Annotated in this window: 13 protein-coding genes; 9 read left to right on the top strand and 4 right to left on the bottom strand. The window is 72.8% G+C overall.

What is annotated here, in order from left to right:
* The first annotated feature begins 35 nt into the window (after positions 1–35).
* On the top strand, positions 36–944 hold the full coding sequence (locus tag BLW57_RS16425; RefSeq protein WP_093475401.1) for a LysR family transcriptional regulator: 909 nt from the start codon (positions 36–38) through the stop codon (positions 942–944).
* A gap of 91 nt (positions 945–1,035) precedes the next feature.
* Here BLW57_RS16425 and BLW57_RS16420 read toward each other — a convergent pair whose 3' ends face one another.
* A complete protein-coding gene (locus BLW57_RS16420) occupies positions 1,036–1,365 on the bottom strand; it encodes a WhiB family transcriptional regulator (RefSeq protein WP_073888679.1) in 330 nt (109 codons plus the stop codon).
* 381 nt (positions 1,366–1,746) lie between these two features.
* On the opposite strand from BLW57_RS16420, the gene BLW57_RS16415 reads away from it, so the two are divergent.
* The 4 genes from BLW57_RS16415 (at position 1,747) to BLW57_RS16400 (ending at position 6,561) form a co-directional block, all read left to right on the top strand.
* Positions 1,747–2,358: a response regulator transcription factor gene (locus tag BLW57_RS16415; RefSeq protein ID WP_003948568.1), complete on the top strand. Its 612-nt coding sequence runs from the start codon at positions 1,747–1,749 to the stop codon at positions 2,356–2,358.
* A gap of 704 nt (positions 2,359–3,062) precedes the next feature.
* A complete protein-coding gene (locus BLW57_RS16410; protein WP_093475400.1) occupies positions 3,063–3,650 on the top strand; it encodes a sigma-70 family RNA polymerase sigma factor in 588 nt (195 codons plus the stop codon).
* 162 nt (positions 3,651–3,812) lie between these two features.
* Complete coding sequence (guaB, locus tag BLW57_RS16405) at positions 3,813–5,321, top strand: IMP dehydrogenase (protein ID WP_073888683.1); 1,509 nt, start codon at positions 3,813–3,815, stop codon at positions 5,319–5,321.
* A gap of 115 nt (positions 5,322–5,436) precedes the next feature.
* Positions 5,437–6,561 (top strand): GuaB3 family IMP dehydrogenase-related protein, encoded by a 1,125-nt coding sequence (locus BLW57_RS16400; RefSeq protein WP_093475398.1) that lies wholly within the window; start codon positions 5,437–5,439, stop codon positions 6,559–6,561.
* Between the two features lie 67 nt (positions 6,562–6,628).
* Here BLW57_RS16400 and BLW57_RS16395 read toward each other — a convergent pair whose 3' ends face one another.
* Positions 6,629–7,174, bottom strand: a complete 546-nt coding sequence (locus BLW57_RS16395) for a hypothetical protein (protein ID WP_093475397.1) — start codon at positions 7,172–7,174, stop codon at positions 6,629–6,631.
* A 167-nt stretch (positions 7,175–7,341) separates the two neighbouring features.
* Complete coding sequence (locus BLW57_RS16390) at positions 7,342–8,550, bottom strand: nucleotide sugar dehydrogenase (protein ID WP_093475395.1); 1,209 nt, start codon at positions 8,548–8,550, stop codon at positions 7,342–7,344.
* 279 nt (positions 8,551–8,829) lie between these two features.
* On the opposite strand from BLW57_RS16390, the gene BLW57_RS16385 reads away from it, so the two are divergent.
* The gene (locus BLW57_RS16385; RefSeq protein WP_093475394.1) at positions 8,830–10,539 is read left to right on the top strand and encodes a glycerol-3-phosphate dehydrogenase/oxidase; all 1,710 of its coding nucleotides are present in this window, start codon (positions 8,830–8,832) and stop codon (positions 10,537–10,539) included.
* A gap of 62 nt (positions 10,540–10,601) precedes the next feature.
* Here BLW57_RS16385 and BLW57_RS16380 read toward each other — a convergent pair whose 3' ends face one another.
* Entirely contained in the window at positions 10,602–11,645 is a 1,044-nt protein-coding gene (locus BLW57_RS16380) for a serine hydrolase domain-containing protein (protein ID WP_093475392.1), read from the bottom strand.
* Between the two features lie 170 nt (positions 11,646–11,815).
* Between BLW57_RS16380 and BLW57_RS16375 the strand changes: the two genes are divergently transcribed.
* From BLW57_RS16375 to BLW57_RS16365, 3 genes are all read left to right on the top strand, one after another.
* Positions 11,816–13,888, top strand: coding sequence for a serine/threonine-protein kinase (locus BLW57_RS16375; protein ID WP_093475391.1), 2,073 nt, complete (start codon positions 11,816–11,818; stop codon positions 13,886–13,888).
* Positions 13,889–14,050: 162 nt separating this feature from the next.
* The gene (locus tag BLW57_RS16370; RefSeq protein ID WP_093475389.1) at positions 14,051–16,741 is read left to right on the top strand and encodes a protein kinase; all 2,691 of its coding nucleotides are present in this window, start codon (positions 14,051–14,053) and stop codon (positions 16,739–16,741) included.
* Positions 16,742–16,880: 139 nt separating this feature from the next.
* Complete coding sequence (locus BLW57_RS16365; protein ID WP_093475388.1) at positions 16,881–18,611, top strand: serine/threonine-protein kinase; 1,731 nt, start codon at positions 16,881–16,883, stop codon at positions 18,609–18,611.
* The last annotated feature ends 28 nt before the right edge of the window (positions 18,612–18,639 follow it).

Raw genomic sequence — 18,639 nt, 5'->3', positions numbered from 1 at the left:
TGACGCCCTCCCCAAGTAGCCCTTATGCTCGAAAGGTGATCGAGGCCCGTCATCTCCGTGTCCTGCGCGCCGTCGCCACCACCGGTTCCTTCTCGGCGGCGGGGCGCGAACTGGGCTGCACCCAGCCCGCCGTCAGCCAGCAGATGAAGGCCCTGGAAGCCTCGGTCGGCACGCCGCTGCTCGTGCGCACCGGCCGCGAGATGCGCCTCACCCAGGCCGGGGAGGCTCTGGTCCGGCATGCCTCCGGCATCCTGGCGGGCCTCACCGCGGCCGAGGAGGAGGTCGCCGCGATCGCGGGGCTGAGGGCGGGCCGGGTCCGGCTGGTCTCCTTTCCCAGCGGCAGCTCCACCCTGGTGCCCACCGCCCTGGCCGCCCTGCGCGCCGCCCACCCGGGCACCCGTGTCTCCCTGGAGGAGGCCGAGCCCCCCAAGTCCGTGGACCTGCTGCGGGAGGGGGACTGCGACCTCGCCCTCGCCTTCCGCTACGAGGGCGCCGCCACCGCCGAGGACTGGGACGACCTCGTCGTACGGCCCCTGCTGACGGACCGCCTGGTCGCCCTCGTGCCCGAGCGGCACCGGATCGCGCGCGCGGAGAGCGTCGCCATCGGTGAACTGGCCGAGGAGCCCTGGATCGCGGGCTGCCCGCGCTGCCGCGGCCAGCTCGTGCAGGTGTGCGAGGGAGCCGGCTTCACCCCGCGCATCGACTTCGCCACCGACGACTATCCGGCGGTGGTCGGCCTGGTCGGCGCCGGGCTCGGGGTCGCCGTACTGCCGCAGCTCGCGGTGGAGTCGGTGCGGCCCCGGGGGGTGCGGGCGGTGCGGCTGGAGCCCGCGGTACGACGGGAGATCGTCGCTCTCACCCTGCCGGACCTGGCACAGGTGCCGACCGTGGCGGCGACGCTGGAACAGCTGGCCCGGGCGGCCCGGGCGGCCGGGCGTCCGTAGAAGGGCTGCGGCAGAGTCGAGGGCACGCCTTCCCGCGTGCCCAGGAGGGGATGGGACGCACCCGGTGGTCTATGGGTGGTGAAACGTTCCTTCAGTGGTTCGAGGCGGTGTCGCCGCTGGTGCTCGATGCCGACACCAGGCGGTTGCGTGCCCGCCCCATCAACTCCTCACGCTCGTCCTCGGTCAAGCCGCCCCACACTCCGTACGGCTCGCGCACCGCCAACGCGTGCGCCGCGCACTCCGCACGGACGGGGCACCTCATGCAGACCTCCTTGGCCGAGTTCTCGCGAGCGCTCCGAGCCGCCCCGCGCTCGCCCTCCGGGTGAAAAAAGAGCGAGCTGTCCACCCCGCGGCAGGCAGCGAGCAGCTGCCAGTCCCACAGGTCCGCGTTCGGTCCGGGAAGGCGGGAGAAATCTGCCATTACGTGACCCCTTGTAGCCGTTCTGGGCGGATACGGTGCCAACGACCGTACATCTCCGGTCTAAGGAGATGAAAATATGACTCATTGCGAATCTAGCCCCGGACACTGCGAAACGGGAAGAAAAAGGGCTGAATGGGGCATGGGTTGTGATGGAAAGTCGAGGGTCCGTCGGGCATGTCTGCACCGTGTCGACGCCCTCACGTAGAGTGCCGAAGACGGCACGCAGCCCCGTAACTCTTTCGAGTGACCGTCGTTGAGAGTGCGGAGGCGGTTGAAAACACAAGCGCTCGGGCAGGCGTCCGAGACGGTCGACCGCACAGGTGACGATTCCGTACCAGCCTGGAGGCTCAAGGTGACGCGCATCAGCTGCGGAGGGCGGTCATGACTTCCGTCCTCGTCTGCGACGACTCCCCGCTTGCCCGAGAGGCGCTCCGCCGCGCGGTCGCGACCGTGCCCGGTGTCGAGCGTGTGACGACGGCGGCCAACGGCGAGGAAGTCCTCCGCCGCTGGGGCGCCGACCGCTCCGACCTCATCCTGATGGACGTGCGCATGCCCGGCCTGGGCGGGGTGGAGACCGTCCGCCGGCTGCTCTCCGCCGACCCCGGCGCACGCATCATCATGCTCACCGTCGCGGAGGACCTCGACGGTGTGGCCCTCGCGGTCGCCGCCGGCGCCCGCGGCTACCTGCACAAGGACGCCTCGCGCGCGGAGTTGCGCGCGACGGTGACGCAGGCGCTGGCCGACCCGACCTGGCGACTGGCCCCCCGCCGGCTCCGCTCGGCCGAGATGGGTGCCGCGCCGACGCTGACCGCGCGGGAGATCCAGGTCCTGGAGGGCATGAGCCACGGCCGCTCCAACGCGGAGATCGGCCGCGAGCTGTTCCTCTCCGAGGACACCGTCAAGACCCACGCCCGGCGCCTGTTCAAGAAGCTCGGCGCCTCGGACCGGGCCCACGCGGTGGCGCTCGGCTTCCGCTGGGGACTGGTCCGGTAGGACATGCGCAGCCCTGCGGGGCAGGCGGGACCGGATCGCACCGGGCACCGTTCCCGACGCCGGGAACGGCTCCGCCTCTCTCGGCAGCAGCCGGACGGCACGACGGGACCCGGGCGGTGTGCGCCGCGTCCCGCGCGGACGCGCGGCCGCCCGGCAGCTCGGGCGTGCCCCGGCGACCGGGTTGCCGGCCGCGGTTCACGGGCCGCCGCACCCACCGCCCCAGGGGAAGGCGCGGGACGCGCCCGTGCCCGCACCGGGCCGGCCGGGCCCGGCTCCCGGCGAGGTGTGCGTCACCCCCGGAGCGTGCCGGCCGGCCGCTCCGGAACCACGCCCGCCGGCGCCCGCCGCACCGTGACGCCGAGGCGGGCAGCGGCCCGCCGCCGTGCCCCGTACCAGGAAAGACCCTGTGTTCCGGGGCCGTTCGGCGAAGGGCGGGACGTTGCCCGCGCCGGCCGTTCCCGCGCCCCGCGCGGGACTCCGCCGGAGCCACCCGGGGGCGGTGCGCAAGGCGACCCGCCGGACGCGCGCTGCTCGTTTCGGCGCGGATGCCGCATCCTTGAGGTGTGGAGTCTCTCGGGGACGAGTCGGTCGAGCGGAAGGGGAGGGCGCAGGGGATGAGTGCCGGCGCACCTGCTCATAACGCTTCGGTGCACAACCACGAGCACAATGCGACGGACCGGACGGCCACAGGGCACGATGGTCCGATGCGCGACGACGAGGCGGGCACGGCCCGCGGGGCGATCGGCCCGCTCGTGCACCGCGCCGTCGACGGGGACGAGCAGGCCACGCACGATCTGCTCGCGCACGTGCACCCGCTGGCGCTGCGCTACTGCCGCACCCGGCTGTCCCGGCTGCCCGGCGACGCCCGCCACTTCGTCGAGGACCTCGCCCAGGAGGTCTGCGTGGCGGTGCTGCTCGCCCTGCCGCGCTACCGCGACACCGGCCGCCCCTTCGAGGCGTTCGTCTTTGCCATCGCCTCCCACAAGGTCGCCGACCTGCAGCGGGCCGCGATGCGCCACCCCGGCTCCACGGCGGTGCCGTCCGACGAGATGCCCGAGCGCCCCGACGACTCCCTCGGCCCCGAGGAGCGCGCCCTGCTCAGCAGCGACGCGGAATGGGCCAAGAAGCTGCTGGCCAACCTCCCGGAGAACCAGCGCGAGCTGCTGCTGCTGCGCATCGCGGTGGGCTTGACCGCGGAGGAGACCGGGCAGATGTTGGGAATGTCACCCGGCGCCGTCCGGGTCGCCCAGCACCGGGCGCTGAGCCGCCTCAGGGCGCTCGCCGAGCAGTAACCCCCTTGGGCGGAGCATCGGCGGCTCGCGGCTGAACGTGCGCGCCGTCATTTCCGTACGAACATACGAAGCCTGAAGTCACCCCGTACCGTGGAATTTGCTGTCGATGCTTCCCGTTAGCATGGACATCCGCACCGATCAAGGCCATTTGGGGAAGGTGTCATGACTGCCAACGTCGACGGAGTGCCCGGAAAATTCGCGACACTCGGGCTGACCTACGACGACGTGCTGCTGCTGCCGGGCGCGTCGGACATGGCGCCCGACGAGATCGACACCGCCTCGCACGTCTCCAGGAACGTGCGGGTCAACATCCCGCTCCTGTCCGCCGCCATGGACAAGGTGACCGAGTCCCGCATGGCGATCGCGATGGCCCGCCAGGGCGGTGTCGGCGTCCTGCACCGCAACCTCTCCATCGAGGACCAGGCCAACCAGGTCGACCTGGTGAAGCGCTCCGAGTCCGGCATGGTCGCCGACCCGATCACCATTCACCCGGAGGCCACGCTCGCCGAGGCCGACGCGCTGTGCGCCAAGTTCCGCATCAGCGGCGTCCCGGTGACCGACGGCGACAAGAAGCTCCTCGGCATCGTCACCAACCGCGACATGGCCTTCGAGAGCGACCGCAGCCGCCGGGTGCACGAGGTCATGACCCCGATGCCGCTGGTCACCGGCAAGGTCGGCATCTCCGGCCCCGAGGCCATGGAACTGCTGCGCAAGCACAAGATCGAGAAGCTGCCGCTGGTCGACGACGCCGGTGTCCTCAAGGGCCTGATCACCGTCAAGGACTTCGTCAAGGCGGAGAAGTACCCGAGCGCCGCCAAGGACGCGGACGGCCGCCTCCTGGTCGGTGCCGCCGTCGGTGTGGCCGGTGACGCCTTCGAGCGCGCCCAGGCGCTGATCGAGAACGGCGTCGACTTCATCGTCGTGGACACCGCCCACGGCCACTCCCGCCTGGTCGGCGACATGATCGCCAAGATCAAGTCGAACTCCTCCGGCGTCGACGTCATCGGCGGCAACGTCGCCACCCGCGACGGCGCCAAGTCCCTGGTCGACGCGGGCGCCGACGGCATCAAGGTCGGTGTCGGCCCCGGCTCCATCTGCACCACCCGCGTGGTCGCCGGCGTCGGCGTCCCGCAGGTCACCGCGATCTACGAGGCCGCGCTCGCCGCCAAGGACGCGGGTGTCCCGGTGATCGGCGACGGTGGTCTGCAGTACTCCGGCGACATCGCCAAGGCCCTGGTCGCGGGCGCCGACACGGTCATGCTCGGCTCGCTGCTCGCCGGCTGCGAGGAGTCCCCGGGCGAGCTGCTCTTCATCAACGGCAAGCAGTTCAAGTCGTACCGCGGCATGGGCTCGCTCGCCGCCATGCAGACCCGCGGCGACCGCCGGTCGTTCTCCAAGGACCGCTACTTCCAGGAGGGCGTCGCCTCCGACGAGCAGCTGATCCCCGAGGGCATCGAGGGCCAGGTGCCCTACCGCGGCCCGCTGGCCTCCGTCGTCCACCAGCTGGTCGGCGGTCTGCGCCAGTCGATGTTCTACGTCGGCGGCCGCACCGTTCCGGACCTTCAGGCCAACGGCCGCTTCGTGCGGATCACGTCCGCGGGCCTGAAGGAGAGCCACCCGCACGACATCCAGATGACGGTCGAGGCGCCGAACTACAGCAGCAAGAAGTGACGTACGCGCGCGCATGAGGCCACGCAGGGGCGGCTCCGGAGCATCCGGGGCCGCCCCTGCCGTGCCCGTCGGCGATACTGGAAGGCGCTGCAACGCATAGGGAAAGGCCACCAACGTGACTGAGATCGAGATCGGGCGCGGCAAGCGCGGCCGCCGGGCGTACGCCTTCGACGACATCGCCGTCGTCCCCAGCCGCCGTACGCGGGACCCGAAGGAGGTCTCGATCGCCTGGCAGATCGACGCCTACCGCTTCGAGCTGCCGTTCCTGGCCGCCCCCATGGACTCCGTGGTCTCCCCGGCCACCGCGATCCGCATCGGCGAGATGGGCGGCCTCGGCGTGCTCAACCTCGAGGGCCTGTGGACGCGGTACGAGGACCCGCAGCCGCTGCTCGACGAGATCGCCGGGCTGCCCGCCGAGCAGGCGACCCGCCGACTCCAGGAGATCTACGCGGCTCCCATCAAGGAGGAGCTGATCGGCGCCCGCATCAAGGAGGTGCGCGACTCCGGTGTGGTCACCGCGGCCGCGCTCTCCCCGCAGCGCACCGCCCAGTTCTCCAAGGCGGTCGTGGACGCGGGTGTGGACATCTTCGTCATCCGCGGTACGACGGTCTCCGCGGAGCACGTCTCGTCCTCGCACGAGCCGCTGAACCTCAAGCAGTTCATCTACGAGCTGGACGTCCCGGTGATCGTCGGCGGCTGCGCCACGTACACCGCCGCCCTGCACCTCATGCGGACCGGCGCGGCCGGCGTCCTGGTCGGCTTCGGCGGCGGCGCGGCGCACACCACGCGCAACGTCCTCGGCATCCAGGTCCCGATGGCCACCGCCGTCGCCGACGTGGCCGCGGCCCGCCGCGACTACATGGACGAGTCCGGCGGCCGGTACGTGCACGTGATCGCGGACGGCGGGGTCGGCTGGTCCGGCGACCTGCCCAAGGCGATCGCCTGCGGTGCCGACTCGGTGATGATGGGCTCCCCGCTGGCCCGCGCCACGGACGTGCCCGGCAAGGGCCACCACTGGGGCATGGAGGCGGTCAACGAGGAGCTGCCGCGCGGTCAGAAGGTCGACCTCGGCACGGTCGGCAGCCTGGAGGAGATCCTCACCGGCCCGTCCCACACCCCGGACGGCTCCATGAACTTCTTCGGTGCCCTGCGCCGCGCCATGGCCACGACCGGCTACAGCGAGCTGAAGGAGTTCCAGCGGGTCGAGGTGACGGTGGCGGACAGCCAGCACCGGCGCTGATCCGTACGACGCGAAGGGCCCGGCCACCGATGCGGTGGCCGGGCCCTTTCCCGAACGGGCGGCTCGCCTACTGGGCGGCCTTCTTGCTGCCGGAGAACGCGGCGAACGCGGCGATCGCGAAGAACACGAAGGTGAGCGGATCGGCGTCCTCCTTCCAGACCTTCTGGACCACGTCGAAGTGCTGGAAGAACAGCTCGCTGAAGCTCACGTGCAGCTGGTCCGCGCCGATCATCGCCTCGCCGACCAGCTGGCCGATGTAGACCGCGCCCAGCGCGAGGATCGCGCTGACGACGGGGAGGACCGGGTTGTTGCCACCGGCCTTGCCGGCCGCGAGACCGATGACGAAGCCGACACCGACGGCCGCCCAGCCGATCTCGTGCTTGGTGCCGCCGATGATGAGGCCGTACAGGGCGGCCGTGGCCACGGCGGCGACGACGGCCGCGACCAGGCCGAGGGCGATGTTGTTGCGGCTGGGCGCGGCCGGCGCCGGCGGCGCGAAGGCGCCCGGCTGCGGCGGGTACGGCGCTCCCGGGGCGGGCGCCGGCGCCTCCTTCGCGAACGGGTTGCCGTCGACCGGCCCCGACTGCGGCGGCTGCGGAGCTGACTGGCTCATGACAGGAATCCCCCCGTGTTGTGCACAACTGGATGGCGGAAAAGAATGACATGCGCACGCGAATGCGGCGAGTCCGAGGGAGACTAACAGCCGGGGGCGACAACGCCCCCGGCTGTTTTCCGTTCGTGACCGCTTTCCGTGCGCGATCGTTTTCGGCCAGTGCCCGCCTAGAGCCGGTGCGCCGCTCCCGCGGGCGTGGCCCCCCGCGTGTCCAGCAGCAGCTGGGCCTTCACCGACAGGCCCTGGAGGTCGTAGGTGCGGTGCGGCTGGAGCAGGATCGTCAGGTCGGCGTCGGCGGCCGCCTCGTACAGGGAGTCCGCGCGCGGGACCGGGCGGTCCAGGACGTTCCACGCGGGCACGTGGGGGTCGTGGTAGCTGACGGAGGCGCCCAGCTCCATCAGCCGGATCGCGATCTCCCGCGCGGGCGTGCCCTGCAGATCGGCGAGGTCGGCCTTGTAGGTGACGCCGAGCAGCAGGACGCGGGCACCGCGGGCGGACTTGCCGTGCTCGTTGAGGAGGGTGGCGGCGCGCTGGACGACGTAGCGGGGCATGCGGTGGTTGACCTGCTGGGCCAGCTCCACCATGCGCAGCGTGCGGCCGGCGTGCCCGGTGAGGTCCTGCGGGGCGCCGTGGCCGCCGACGCCCGGTCCCGGCCGGAACGCCTGGAAGCCGAAGGGCTTGGTCTCCGCGCAGCGGACGACGTCCCACAGGTCGACGCCCAGATCGTGGCAGAGCACGGCCATCTCGTTGACGAGGGCGATGTTCACGTGCCGGAAGTTCGTCTCCAGCAGCTGCACGGTCTCCGCCTCGCGCAGCCCGCGGGCGCGTACGACCTTGTCGGTGAGCCGGCCGTAGAAGGCGGCCGCCGACTCGGTGCAGGCGGGGGTGAGCCCGCCGATGACCTTGGGAATGTTGCCGGGGGTGTGGTCGCGGTTGCCGGGGTCGACCCGGCTGGGGGAGTAGGCGAGGTGGAAGTCGCGTCCGGCCCGCAGGCCCGAGCCCTCCTCCAGCAGGGGGCGCAGGAACTTCTCCGTCGTCCCGGGCAGCACCGGGGACTCCAGGATGACCGTGGTGTGCGGGCGGAGCCGCGCGGCCAGGGTGCGGGCGGCGGACTCGACCTGGCCGAGGTCGACCCCGCCGTCGGCGCCGCGTGGGGTCGGCGCGCAGATCACCGCGGTGCGCACCCGGCCGAGCTGGGCCGGGTCGGTGACGGGCCGGAAGCCCGCGGAGTGCATCCGGCGCAGTTCGGCGGGGCTCAGCGACCCCGCCTCCGGGCCGGTGGCGTAGCCGACGGTGTGGATGCCCGCCGCGACCGCGGCTTGGGCGAGCGGCAAGCCGTAGGGGCCGAGTCCGATGACGGCGAGGTCTGCGGGCATGCGTGGGCCGTCCTTCCCAGTAGCCGGAGCGGGACAGGTGCGCAACCGCTGTGGACAGCCAGAGCGAGTGCAATGTCAGACTAGGTACACATATGACCACCATGTGTGATTGTGTTCGTGTGTCTTGCGAGGGTTGTGCGCGAGTTGTCCACAGGTTGGAAGCCCGTGGTGGCTGAAGTCGGGCAACCCGGTCAGAATTTGGGCATGAGGAGGGGGTGAACCGGGCTTCGCCCACCGGGTGCGGCCGACGCGAGCGATGTGCGACAGCGGGAGGCAGCGGTGAGGACAGCGACTCTGGGGCCGGCGCAGCGCGCCGAGGCACTGGCGGCGATGGCGGAGCGCGAGCTGGACGTACTGGTGGTCGGCGGTGGAGTCGTCGGAGCCGGTACCGCGCTCGACGCGGTCACCCGCGGCCTGTCCACCGGACTGGTCGAGGCCCGCGACTGGGCGTCCGGCACCTCCAGCCGGTCCAGCAAACTGATACACGGCGGCCTGCGCTATCTGGAGATGCTCGACTTCGCGCTGGTCCGTGAGGCCCTCAAGGAGCGCGGTCTGCTCCTGGAGCGGCTCGCCCCGCACCTGGTCAAGCCGGTGCCCTTCCTGTACCCGTTGCAGCACAAGGGCTGGGAGCGGCTGTACGCGGGCTCGGGCGTCGCGCTCTACGACGCGATGTCCATGGCCCGCGGCCACGGCCGGGGCCTGCCCCTGCACCGTCACCTGAGCCGTCGTCACGCCCTGCGCGTCGCGCCCTGCCTGCGCAAGGACGCCCTCGTCGGCGCCCTTCAGTACTACGACGCCCAGATGGACGACGCCCGGTTCGTCGCCACCCTGGTGCGCACGGCGGCGTCCTACGGCGCGAAGGTGGCCAACCGTGCGCGCGTGACCGGGTTCCTGCGCGAGGGCGAGCGGGTCGTCGGCGCCCGGGTGCAGGACGTGGAGGGCGGCGGGGAGTACGAGATCCGCGCCAAGCAGATCGTCAACGCCACCGGTGTGTGGACCGACGACACCCAGGCCATGGTGGGCGAGCGCGGTCAGTTCCACGTCCGCGCCTCCAAGGGCATCCACCTGGTGGTGCCCAAGGACCGCATCCACTCCACCACGGGCCTCATCCTGCGCACGGAGAAGTCCGTTCTCTTCGTCATTCCCTGGGGACGACACTGGATCATCGGTACCACGGACACCGGCTGGGACCTGGACAAGGCGCACCCGGCCGCGTCCAGCGCCGACATCGACTACCTGCTGGAGCACGTGAACTCGGTACTGGCGGTGCCGCTCAGCCGCGACGACGTGCAGGGGGTGTACGCCGGTCTGCGGCCGCTGCTGGCCGGCGAGTCCGACGCCACCAGCAAGCTGTCCCGGGAACACACGGTCGCCCACCCGGCCCCCGGACTGGTCGTCGTGGCGGGCGGCAAGTACACGACCTACCGGGTGATGGCGAAGGACGCCGTGGACGAGGCGGTGCACGGCCTCGACATGCGCGTCGCCGACTGCGTCACGGAGGAGACCCCGCTGCTGGGCGCGGAGGGTTACCAGGCGCTGTGGAACGCGCGAGCGCGGATCGCCGCCCGCACGGGCCTGCACGTGGTCCGGGTCGAGCACCTGCTGAACCGGTACGGCTCGATGGCCGAGGAGATCCTGGACCTCATCGCCGCCGACCCCGCCCTCGGCGAGCCGCTGCACGCCGCCGACGACTACCTGCGCGCCGAGGTGGTGTACGCCGCCTCGCACGAGGGCGCCCGGCACCTGGACGACGTGCTCACCCGCCGCACCCGCATCTCCATCGAGACCTTCGACCGGGGCACCCGCAGCGCCCGTGAGGCGGCCGAGCTGATGGCCCCGGTCCTCGGCTGGGACAAGGACCGGATCGAGCGCGAGGTCGAGCACTACGAGAAGCGGGTGGAGGCGGAGCGGGAGTCCCAGCTCCAGCCGGACGACCTCACGGCGGACGCGGCACGCCTGGGCGCACCGGACATCGTGCCGCTCACCTGACGGCGCGGGGTTCACTCGAACGAGTGTCGTGTACCGGGATCTTTGTGCGGAACCGGCACGTTCTACCAGGTGCGAGGGCAGAACTCGGCTTCGAGCAGGGCCGGTTCGAGGCGGGGCTCTGCGATCGCGTCCGTGTTCACCCGGAAGGTGAGGACACGCCGGCCGTCGGCGGTGGCCGCGCTGCGCACGTAGCTGCCGGATATCCGGCCGTTGTGTCCCCACACCGTGGTGCCGCAGGGCAGTCTCACCGGAAACAGGCCCATGCCGTACGCGCCGTGTGCGGCAAGGGTGTCGAGCATCTCGCGCAGCCGGCGCGGGGGCAGCAGCCGGCCGCCGAGCAGCGCCGCGTAGAAGCGGTCGAGGTCGGCCAGCGTGGTCACCAGCTCACCCGCCGCGCCGGCCACGCGCGGGTCGAGCCGGGTGACGTCGGAGCCATCGGCGGCGTAGGCGCGGCCGTGCGGCGAGGGCAGAGAGGTGCGTGATCCCGGGAAGGAGGTGCCGGTCAGACCCAGCGGGGCGATGATGCGCCGCTCGGCCTCGGTGGCGTAGGAGTGACCGGTGACCTGGCGGACGACCAGGCCGAGCAGGACGTAGTTGGTGCTGGAGTAGGAGTAGCGGCCCCGGTGGGCCGGAGGGAGGAGGAGCGCCAGGCGGACGGCCTGAGACGCGGTCAGGGGCACGGTGCCGTGCGTGGCTTCGGTGAAGTCGGGCAGCCCGCTGGTGTGGGTGAGCAGGGCGCGCAGGGTGATGTCCCGGCCGTCGGTGCCGGGCCCGCGGAGCAGTCCCGGCAGGTGTCGCTCCACGGTGTCGGACAGGGAGAGCCGGTGCTCGGCGGCCAGTTGGAGCACGAGCGTGGCGATGAAGGTCTTGGTGACGCTGCCGGCCCGGAAGTGGTCGGCGCGGGCGATACCCCGGCCCGCGGCCATGTAGTGGTCGTGGCCCTCGTCCCGGGTCAGCAGGGCGGCGGCGGGCGCCCCGCCCTCGGAGACGAGCAGCGGCAGGACGGTGTCGACGTGCGCGGTCCGGCCGGCGTCCGGACGTGCCGCCGGGGCCAGCAGCAGGGCCGCGGACACCGCCAGGGGCAGCAGTGACCTGAGTGTCGGCATGCCGGTTCCTCCCTTCTTGCGGGTCATCATCCCGGTAAGCGGAACGCATGATTCAGGGGGGTGCCCGGTGCGCGGAGGGCGGGCCGCGGCCAGAGGCACCCTGGGCGTCGGCCACTTGTCGGGTGAGAGACAATGGAGGCTCTGTCAGGGCGGGTTGTATGAGGGGACGCATGTCGGAGGCGGAGCGGGCGGGAACATCTCGTCAGGAGACTCGTCGGGACAAGAACGAGCGGCGTCTCCTCGCCGGGCGGTACCGGCTGGGAGACGTGCTGGGCCGGGGCGGCATGGGCACCGTCTGGCGTGCCGAGGACGAGACCCTGGACCGGACGGTCGCCGTCAAGGAACTGCGGTTCCCGACGAACATCGACGAGGACGAGAAGCGGCGCCTGATCACGCGCACCCTGCGCGAGGCGAAGGCGATCGCGAGGATCCGCAACAACAGCGCGGTGACGGTCTTCGACGTGGTCGACGAGGACGACCGGCCCTGGATCGTCATGGAGTTGGTGGAGGGCAAGTCCCTCGCCGAGGTCATCCGCGAGGACGGCCTGCTGGAGCCGAAGCGGGCCGCCGAGGTGGGGCTCGCCATCCTCGACGTGCTGCGTTCCGCGCACCGCGAGGGCATCCTGCACCGGGACGTGAAGCCGTCCAACGTGCTCATCGCCGAGGACGGCCGGGTCGTGCTCACCGACTTCGGCATCGCGCAGGTCGAGGGCGACCCGTCCATCACCTCCACCGGCATGCTCGTCGGCGCGCCCTCCTACATCTCCCCCGAGCGCGCCCGCGGCCACAAGCCCGGACCGGCGGCCGACCTGTGGTCGCTCGGCGGACTGCTGTACGCGGCGGTGGAAGGCATTCCGCCGTACGACAAGGGTTCGGCGATCGCCACGCTCACCGCGGTGATGACCGAGCCCCTGGAGGAGCCCAAGAACGCGGGCCCGCTCAGGGACGTCATCTACGGCCTGCTCACCAAGGACCCGGCCAAGCGGCTCGACGACGCCGGGGCCCGGGCCATGCTGAGCGTGGTCGTCCACGCCCCGGAGCCGGAGTCGATGGACGCCACGCGGGTGGTTCCGCTGCCGGGGCAGCCCGACTCGCGCGAGGGCAAGCGGGGCGAGGAGGCGGGGGAGAAGCTGCGCGGCGCGCTGCGTTCGGTCCGCAAGGCCGCGGGTGCGGCCACCGCCGCGGCCGCGGCGCGGTCGAAGACCGGCGGTGACACCGCCAAGCCCGACACCGCCAAGCCGGGCACGGCCAAGTCCGGCACCGGCGCTGCGGCCGGGGCGGGAGGCGCGACCGCCGGCACGAAGCCCGGCTCCGCCGGATCCGCGGGCACCGGGAGTGCGGGCAGGCCGGCGGCCACCACCCCGGACGCCGCCACCACACCGGACACCGCTGCGAAGAAGCCGAGTTCGGGCTGGCCGGTGGTACCGCCGCCGGACCTCGACCTGCCGCCGCGTCCGGTGCCCCGGGCGCCGCTGACCGACGTGGTGCCCAAGCGCACCCTGATCGTCATCGCCGTACTGGTCGCCCTCGCGGTGCTCGGCACGGTGCTCGTCCTGACCCTGAACGGCGGCGACAAGGACGGCGGGAGCGGCGGAGCCGCGCCCGCGGCGAGCGGCAGCGCCTCCACCAAGCAGGACAAGAGCACGGGCGGCACGCGGGGCAAGGACGGCGGGACCCGGGCCGGGGACGCGAACTCGGCTCCCGCGAGCACCGGTTCGGACTCGGACAAGGCGACCGACGCCAGCGCGAGCGCGTCCGACGACAAGTCCGACCCGGACGACTCCGGCGACAAGGGCTCCTCCGACGCGGCGCCGGCGGTCACGACCCGCAAGAGCGGTCAGGGCTACTCGATCGGGCTGCCCAAGGGCTGGTCGTTCAAGTCCTCCGACGGCGCCGGCGACCGCTACACCGGGCCCGAGGGCCAGCGGCTGCTCGTCGGGTGGACCAGCACGCCCAAGAGCGACCCGGTGGCGGACTGGAAGAACCAGGAACGCGGCATGGTCCGCGCCCAGTACCGGCGGATCCGCATTGAGGCGGTGGACTACCGGAACTGGAACACCGCCGACTGGGAGTTCACCTACTCCGAGGGCGGCACCAAGTACCGCAGCATCGATCGGGGCTTCGTGGTGAACGGGCATCAGGGTTACGGACTGATGTACAGCGCGAAGGCCGCCAACTGGGGCAGCGAGCTGCGCAAGGACACCTGGAAGACGCTGACGAAGTCCTTCCGGCCCAAGTCGTAGACGTTCACGGCCGGTTTGCCGCGTGAGAATCCGTCATCCACTCCGTGCGGGTTGCCTCCGGCACGTATCGTGAATGGTTGCGGACCGTACGCAGCCGGACGGGTGTGCGAAACGGTCCGCGAGGCGAACGGATGTGACCGAAGGGCGGCCGGGGGAGGCGCAGTGGACGACTACGCGGGTCGGGTGCTCGCCGACCGGTACCGCCTGCCGTTGCCGCCGTCCGACGAGTACGAGCTGACCGAGAGCCGGGCCTTCGACACCTACAGCGGTCAGGAAGTGCTTGTCCGTCAGGTGCCGTTGCCCGAGGTCGTCGAGGCCGAGGTGCTCGACGCGGAGGGGCTGCCCGAGGGCTTCACCGCACGGGCGCGCGCCACCCGTCCCGGACCGGCGACCCGGACCGCGACCCGGCGCCCCGCCGATCCCGCGGTGCGGCGCGCCGTGGAGGCCGCGCAGGCCGCGGCCCGCATCCCCGACCATCCCCGGCTGGACCAGGTGTTCGACGTGTTCGCCGAGGGTGGGTCACTGTGGGTGGTCAGCGAGCTGGTGGCCGCACGCCCGCTGTCCGCGCTCCTCGCGGACAAGCCGTTGACGCCGTACCGGGCGGCCGAGGTCGCCGCCGACGTGCTGATGGCGCTCCGGGTGCTGCACGCCCACGGCTGGGTGCACCGCAACATCACCGCCCGTACGGTCCTCGTCTGCGACGACGGCCGCGTGATGCTCACCGGGCTCGCGGTCGGCGCGGCGGAGGAGGCCCTGTGCGGCTACGACCCGGTGCCGGCCCAGGAAGGCTTCGAGCCGGACGCGCGGGCGGCAGAGGGGCCCGGGCCGGGACCCGCGGTGGGCCCGGGCTCAGGTCCAGGCACGCACCCGGCAGGTGACCGTGGGGCCGCGGGCTCCCCCGGCCCCGGTGCTCGTGGCGGCGCCGCGGGCGGGCCCGGCGAGGCTGTCGGTCCCGGCGGTGTCCCGGCGCCGGACGTCGATCCGGAGGCCGCACGCCGGGCCGCGATCCGGGCGAGGGCGGCCGGCGGGCTGTCCGCGGGGGCCGACGGCGTCTCCGGCGGGCCCGGTGCGCCCGGGGCGCCGTCCGGTCCGGCGGGACAGCGGGCCCTGGAGAGCGGCGGGGACATCCGGGCCGCCCGGGCCGGTGCCATCGCCGCCTACCGCGCGGGCGCCCGTGCCGCCGCCCGCGTGCAGGAGGCCCAGCAGAACGGGCGCGCCGCCCTGCCCGGCGCCCGCCCGCCCGCCGAGGACGACACCGGCACGGGCCGGGCCGACGCCGCGCCGCCGTCGCCGTACGCCACCGGGACGGGCGGTGCGACGCCGCCCGGCCGGATAGCCGACCCCTACGGCGTGCAGGGAGCGCCCTGGCACGGCGCCGCGCCGCGTACCGGCACCGGAGCGACGCCCCCGGCCCTGGGCGGCGCTCCCCAGCGGGCCGGTCTCCCCCCGGGCGACCCGCACACCGGCCGGCCGGGCACCGCACCCCGGGCGGACCTCGCCCCGCAGGCACCCGACGGCCCCGGCCATCGGAGCACCACCCCCGCTCTCCCCGCGCAGGCGACCGCGCGCTGGGGCGAGGAGCGGGCCGGCAGTGCCGTACGCCGGGGGCCCGGGACCGCACTGGCCGCCGAGCGGGCGCGGCAGGTGCGGATGACGGTGGTGGGGCCGGTGACCGAGCGGTGGGCACCGGAGCAGGCCGGGCCCGTGCACGAGAACTGGCAGCTGGCCGCGCCGGTCGGCCCCGAGACCGACCTGTGGGCCCTCGGCGCGCTGCTCTTCCGCGCCGTGCAGGGACACGCGCCCTACCCCGAGGAGTCCACCGCCGAACTGGTCCAGCTGGTGTGCGCCGAGCCGCCCGCGTTCGCCGAGGAGTGCGGACCGCTGCGCCCGGTGGTGGAGTCGCTGCTGCGCCAGGACCCCACCGACCGGCTGGACTTCGAGGAACTGAGCGGCTGGCTGCGCTCGCTGGTGCGGTCCGCGCCCGAGCCGGACGCCGGTACGCACGTCGTCCCCGTCCCGCCCGCCGACCCGAGGCGGCTGCCGATCGTCCGGCGCCGTGGCGAACTGGTCCGGCGGCGCCGCGCAGCCCTGCCCGACACCCATCCCCACGGCCGCCACAAGCGTGCGCGGGAGGGCCGCGGTTCGCCGCGCAGCCTCGGCCGGATCCTGCTCCTGCTGATCCTGGTCCTGCTGGCCGGCGCGGTCGCCTACGCGATGCTGTTCATGCCGAAGCAGAAGGAGGACGGCGCGGCGGGGGACGACCGCACCGGCAGCGCGGGGCAGGCGAGTCCGGCGCCCTCCCGCTCGGCCGGACCGACGTCCGGACGGAGCACACCGGACGGCAGCCCCTCGGCCTCCGCGCCGGCCACCGGGACGCAGACCGGTGGCGACCCTGCCGTCGCCGACGGCTTCACCCTGCGCAAGGACCCCGACGGCTTCCAGGTCGCCGTGGCCAAGGGCTGGGACCGCACGCCCAGGAACGGCAGCGGCCAGGTGGTCTACGCGCACGGGAACTTCGAGCTGATCCTCGTGCCCGGCCGGGACGGCACCTCGTCCTACGGCAGCGATCCGATGGTCTACCAGCGGGACAAGGAGAAGGAACTCCAGCCGTACCGGGACTCCAGCTGGTCCACCGCCACCGGCCTGAGAACCATCGAGGTGGGCGGGCGGACCATGGCGGAGGGGCAGTTCACCTGGACCGACGGCCAGGGACGCGACCTGTTCGTGCGCAACATGGCGATCCTGATCGACGGCCGCTACCACCTCGTCCAGGTGCGCGGTCCCGAAGCCCAGCGGGACGAGATCACGCGGCTCTACGACCAGGCCACGGCGACGTACCGCTACACGGGTTGAGCGCCCCGTATACCGGTGGGGCGGCCCGGAACACGACAACCGTCACAGGACTGTCACCTTGGTACCCCGCTTGTTCCCAGAGGGAGGGGCGGTCCTTAGTCTGACCCTGTCAAGAGCATTGCGGGGCAACGTGAATCAGATGCAGGGCCTGCTCATAGCGGGCCGCTACCGTCTCGCCGATTCCATCGGCAGCGGCGGCATGGGCCGGGTGTGGCGCGCCCACGACGAGGTGCTGCACAGGTCGGTCGCCGTCAAGGAGTTGACCGCCGCTCTCTACGTCTCCGACGGCGACCGCGCCGTTCTGCTCGCCCGTACCCGCGCCGAGGCGCGTGCCGCCGCGCGCATCAACCACTCCGCCGTCGTCACCGTGCACGACGTGCTCGAACACGACGGCCGCCCGTGGATCGTGATGGAGCTGGTCGAGGGCCATTCGCTGGCCGACGCGGTCAAGGAACAGGGACGCGTCGAGCCGCGGGAGGCCGCGCGCATCGGGCTGTGGGTGCTGCGGGCGCTGCGCGCCGCGCACTCCGCCGGAGTCCTGCACCGGGACGTCAAGCCCGGCAACGTCCTTCTCGGGCAGGACGGTCGTGTCCTGCTCACCGACTTCGGCATCGCCCAGATCGAGGGCGACACGACCATCACCCGCACCGGAGAGGTCGTCGGCTCGGTCGACTACCTCGCGCCGGAACGGGTGCGCGGCCATGACCCCGGCCCGTCCTCGGACCTGTGGGCGCTCGGCGCGACGCTGTACACGGCCGTCGAGGGCCGCTCGCCGTTCCGCCGCACCTCGCCGCTGGGCACGATGCAGGCGGTCGTCGAGGAGGAGGCGGAGGAGCCGCGGCACGCCGGTCCGCTGGGGCCCGTCATCGCCGCCATGCTGCGCAAGGAACCGGGCCAGCGGCCGGGCGCGGAGGACGCGGAGCAGATGCTCGCCGAGGCGGCGGAGGGCCGCCGGCCGAGCACGGCACAGGCGTTCGTTCCGACGCAGAGCTCGGGTCTGTCCGCGGGCCGGAGCCGCCGGCAGGGCCCCGCGGACCACGGGCCGGACACCGCGGGCTACGGGCACGGCACTTCGGGGTACGGCTCCGGTACGGCGGCTGCCACGCACGGCACGAGTACGGTGCCGGGCACGGGGCGTTCGGCGACCGGCCCCACGGCCGTGGCGTCCGTGTCCCAGGCGGCTGGCGGCCGGACGGCGGGCCGGCCACGACGACGGCTGCGCACACTCGCCCTCGTCGTCGCCTTCGCGGCCGTGCTCGGCGGCGGCGCGGCGGTGGCCTACCAGAAGTGGGACGGAACGCGATCGGACACCGGCACCGGGACGGGGGACGGCACGAGTCCCGCGCCGGCGTCCTCGGGCGGCGGCGCGTCACCGAGCCCGGGCGGTGCGATCCCGGCCGGCTGGCGGACCTACCACGACCCGCTGGGCTTCAGCCTCTCCCTGCCCAAGGGCTGGAAGCGCAAGGTGTACTCCATCCAGGGCGATCTCAAGCAGGTCGACTACACGCCGGACCAGGGCAGGCACTTCGTCCGCATCGCCATCGACGGCTCATCCGACTTCGCCGATCCGGTGTCCCACCAGAAGGACCTGGAGCAGCAGCTGCAGCGGCTGCTCGACTACAAGCGCGTGCAGATGACCGAGAACACCTACCGCGACTGCAAGGGCGCGGTGTGGGAATACACCTGGACGGCGCTGAAGAACGACCCGCCCTTCGTCCCCGGCCCCCGGCGCGCCATCGAGGAGACGTACTTCTCGCGTCAGGGCACCGAGTACGCGATCTACATGTCCGCTCCGGCCCAGGACTGGCCGACGACCAGCCGGCAGTTCACGTGGGTACTGCGGGGCTGGCAGCAGCCGGAGGCGGGCTGATCCGGCCGCGGCGCCGAGGCGCCCGAAA

It is taken from the genome of Streptomyces sp. 1222.5 (genome assembly GCF_900105245.1).
Taxonomy (GTDB): domain Bacteria; phylum Actinomycetota; class Actinomycetes; order Streptomycetales; family Streptomycetaceae; genus Streptomyces; species Streptomyces albidocamelliae.
The sequence above is the reverse complement of the archived record's forward strand: the minus strand, read 5'-3'. Positions and strand labels throughout refer to the sequence as shown.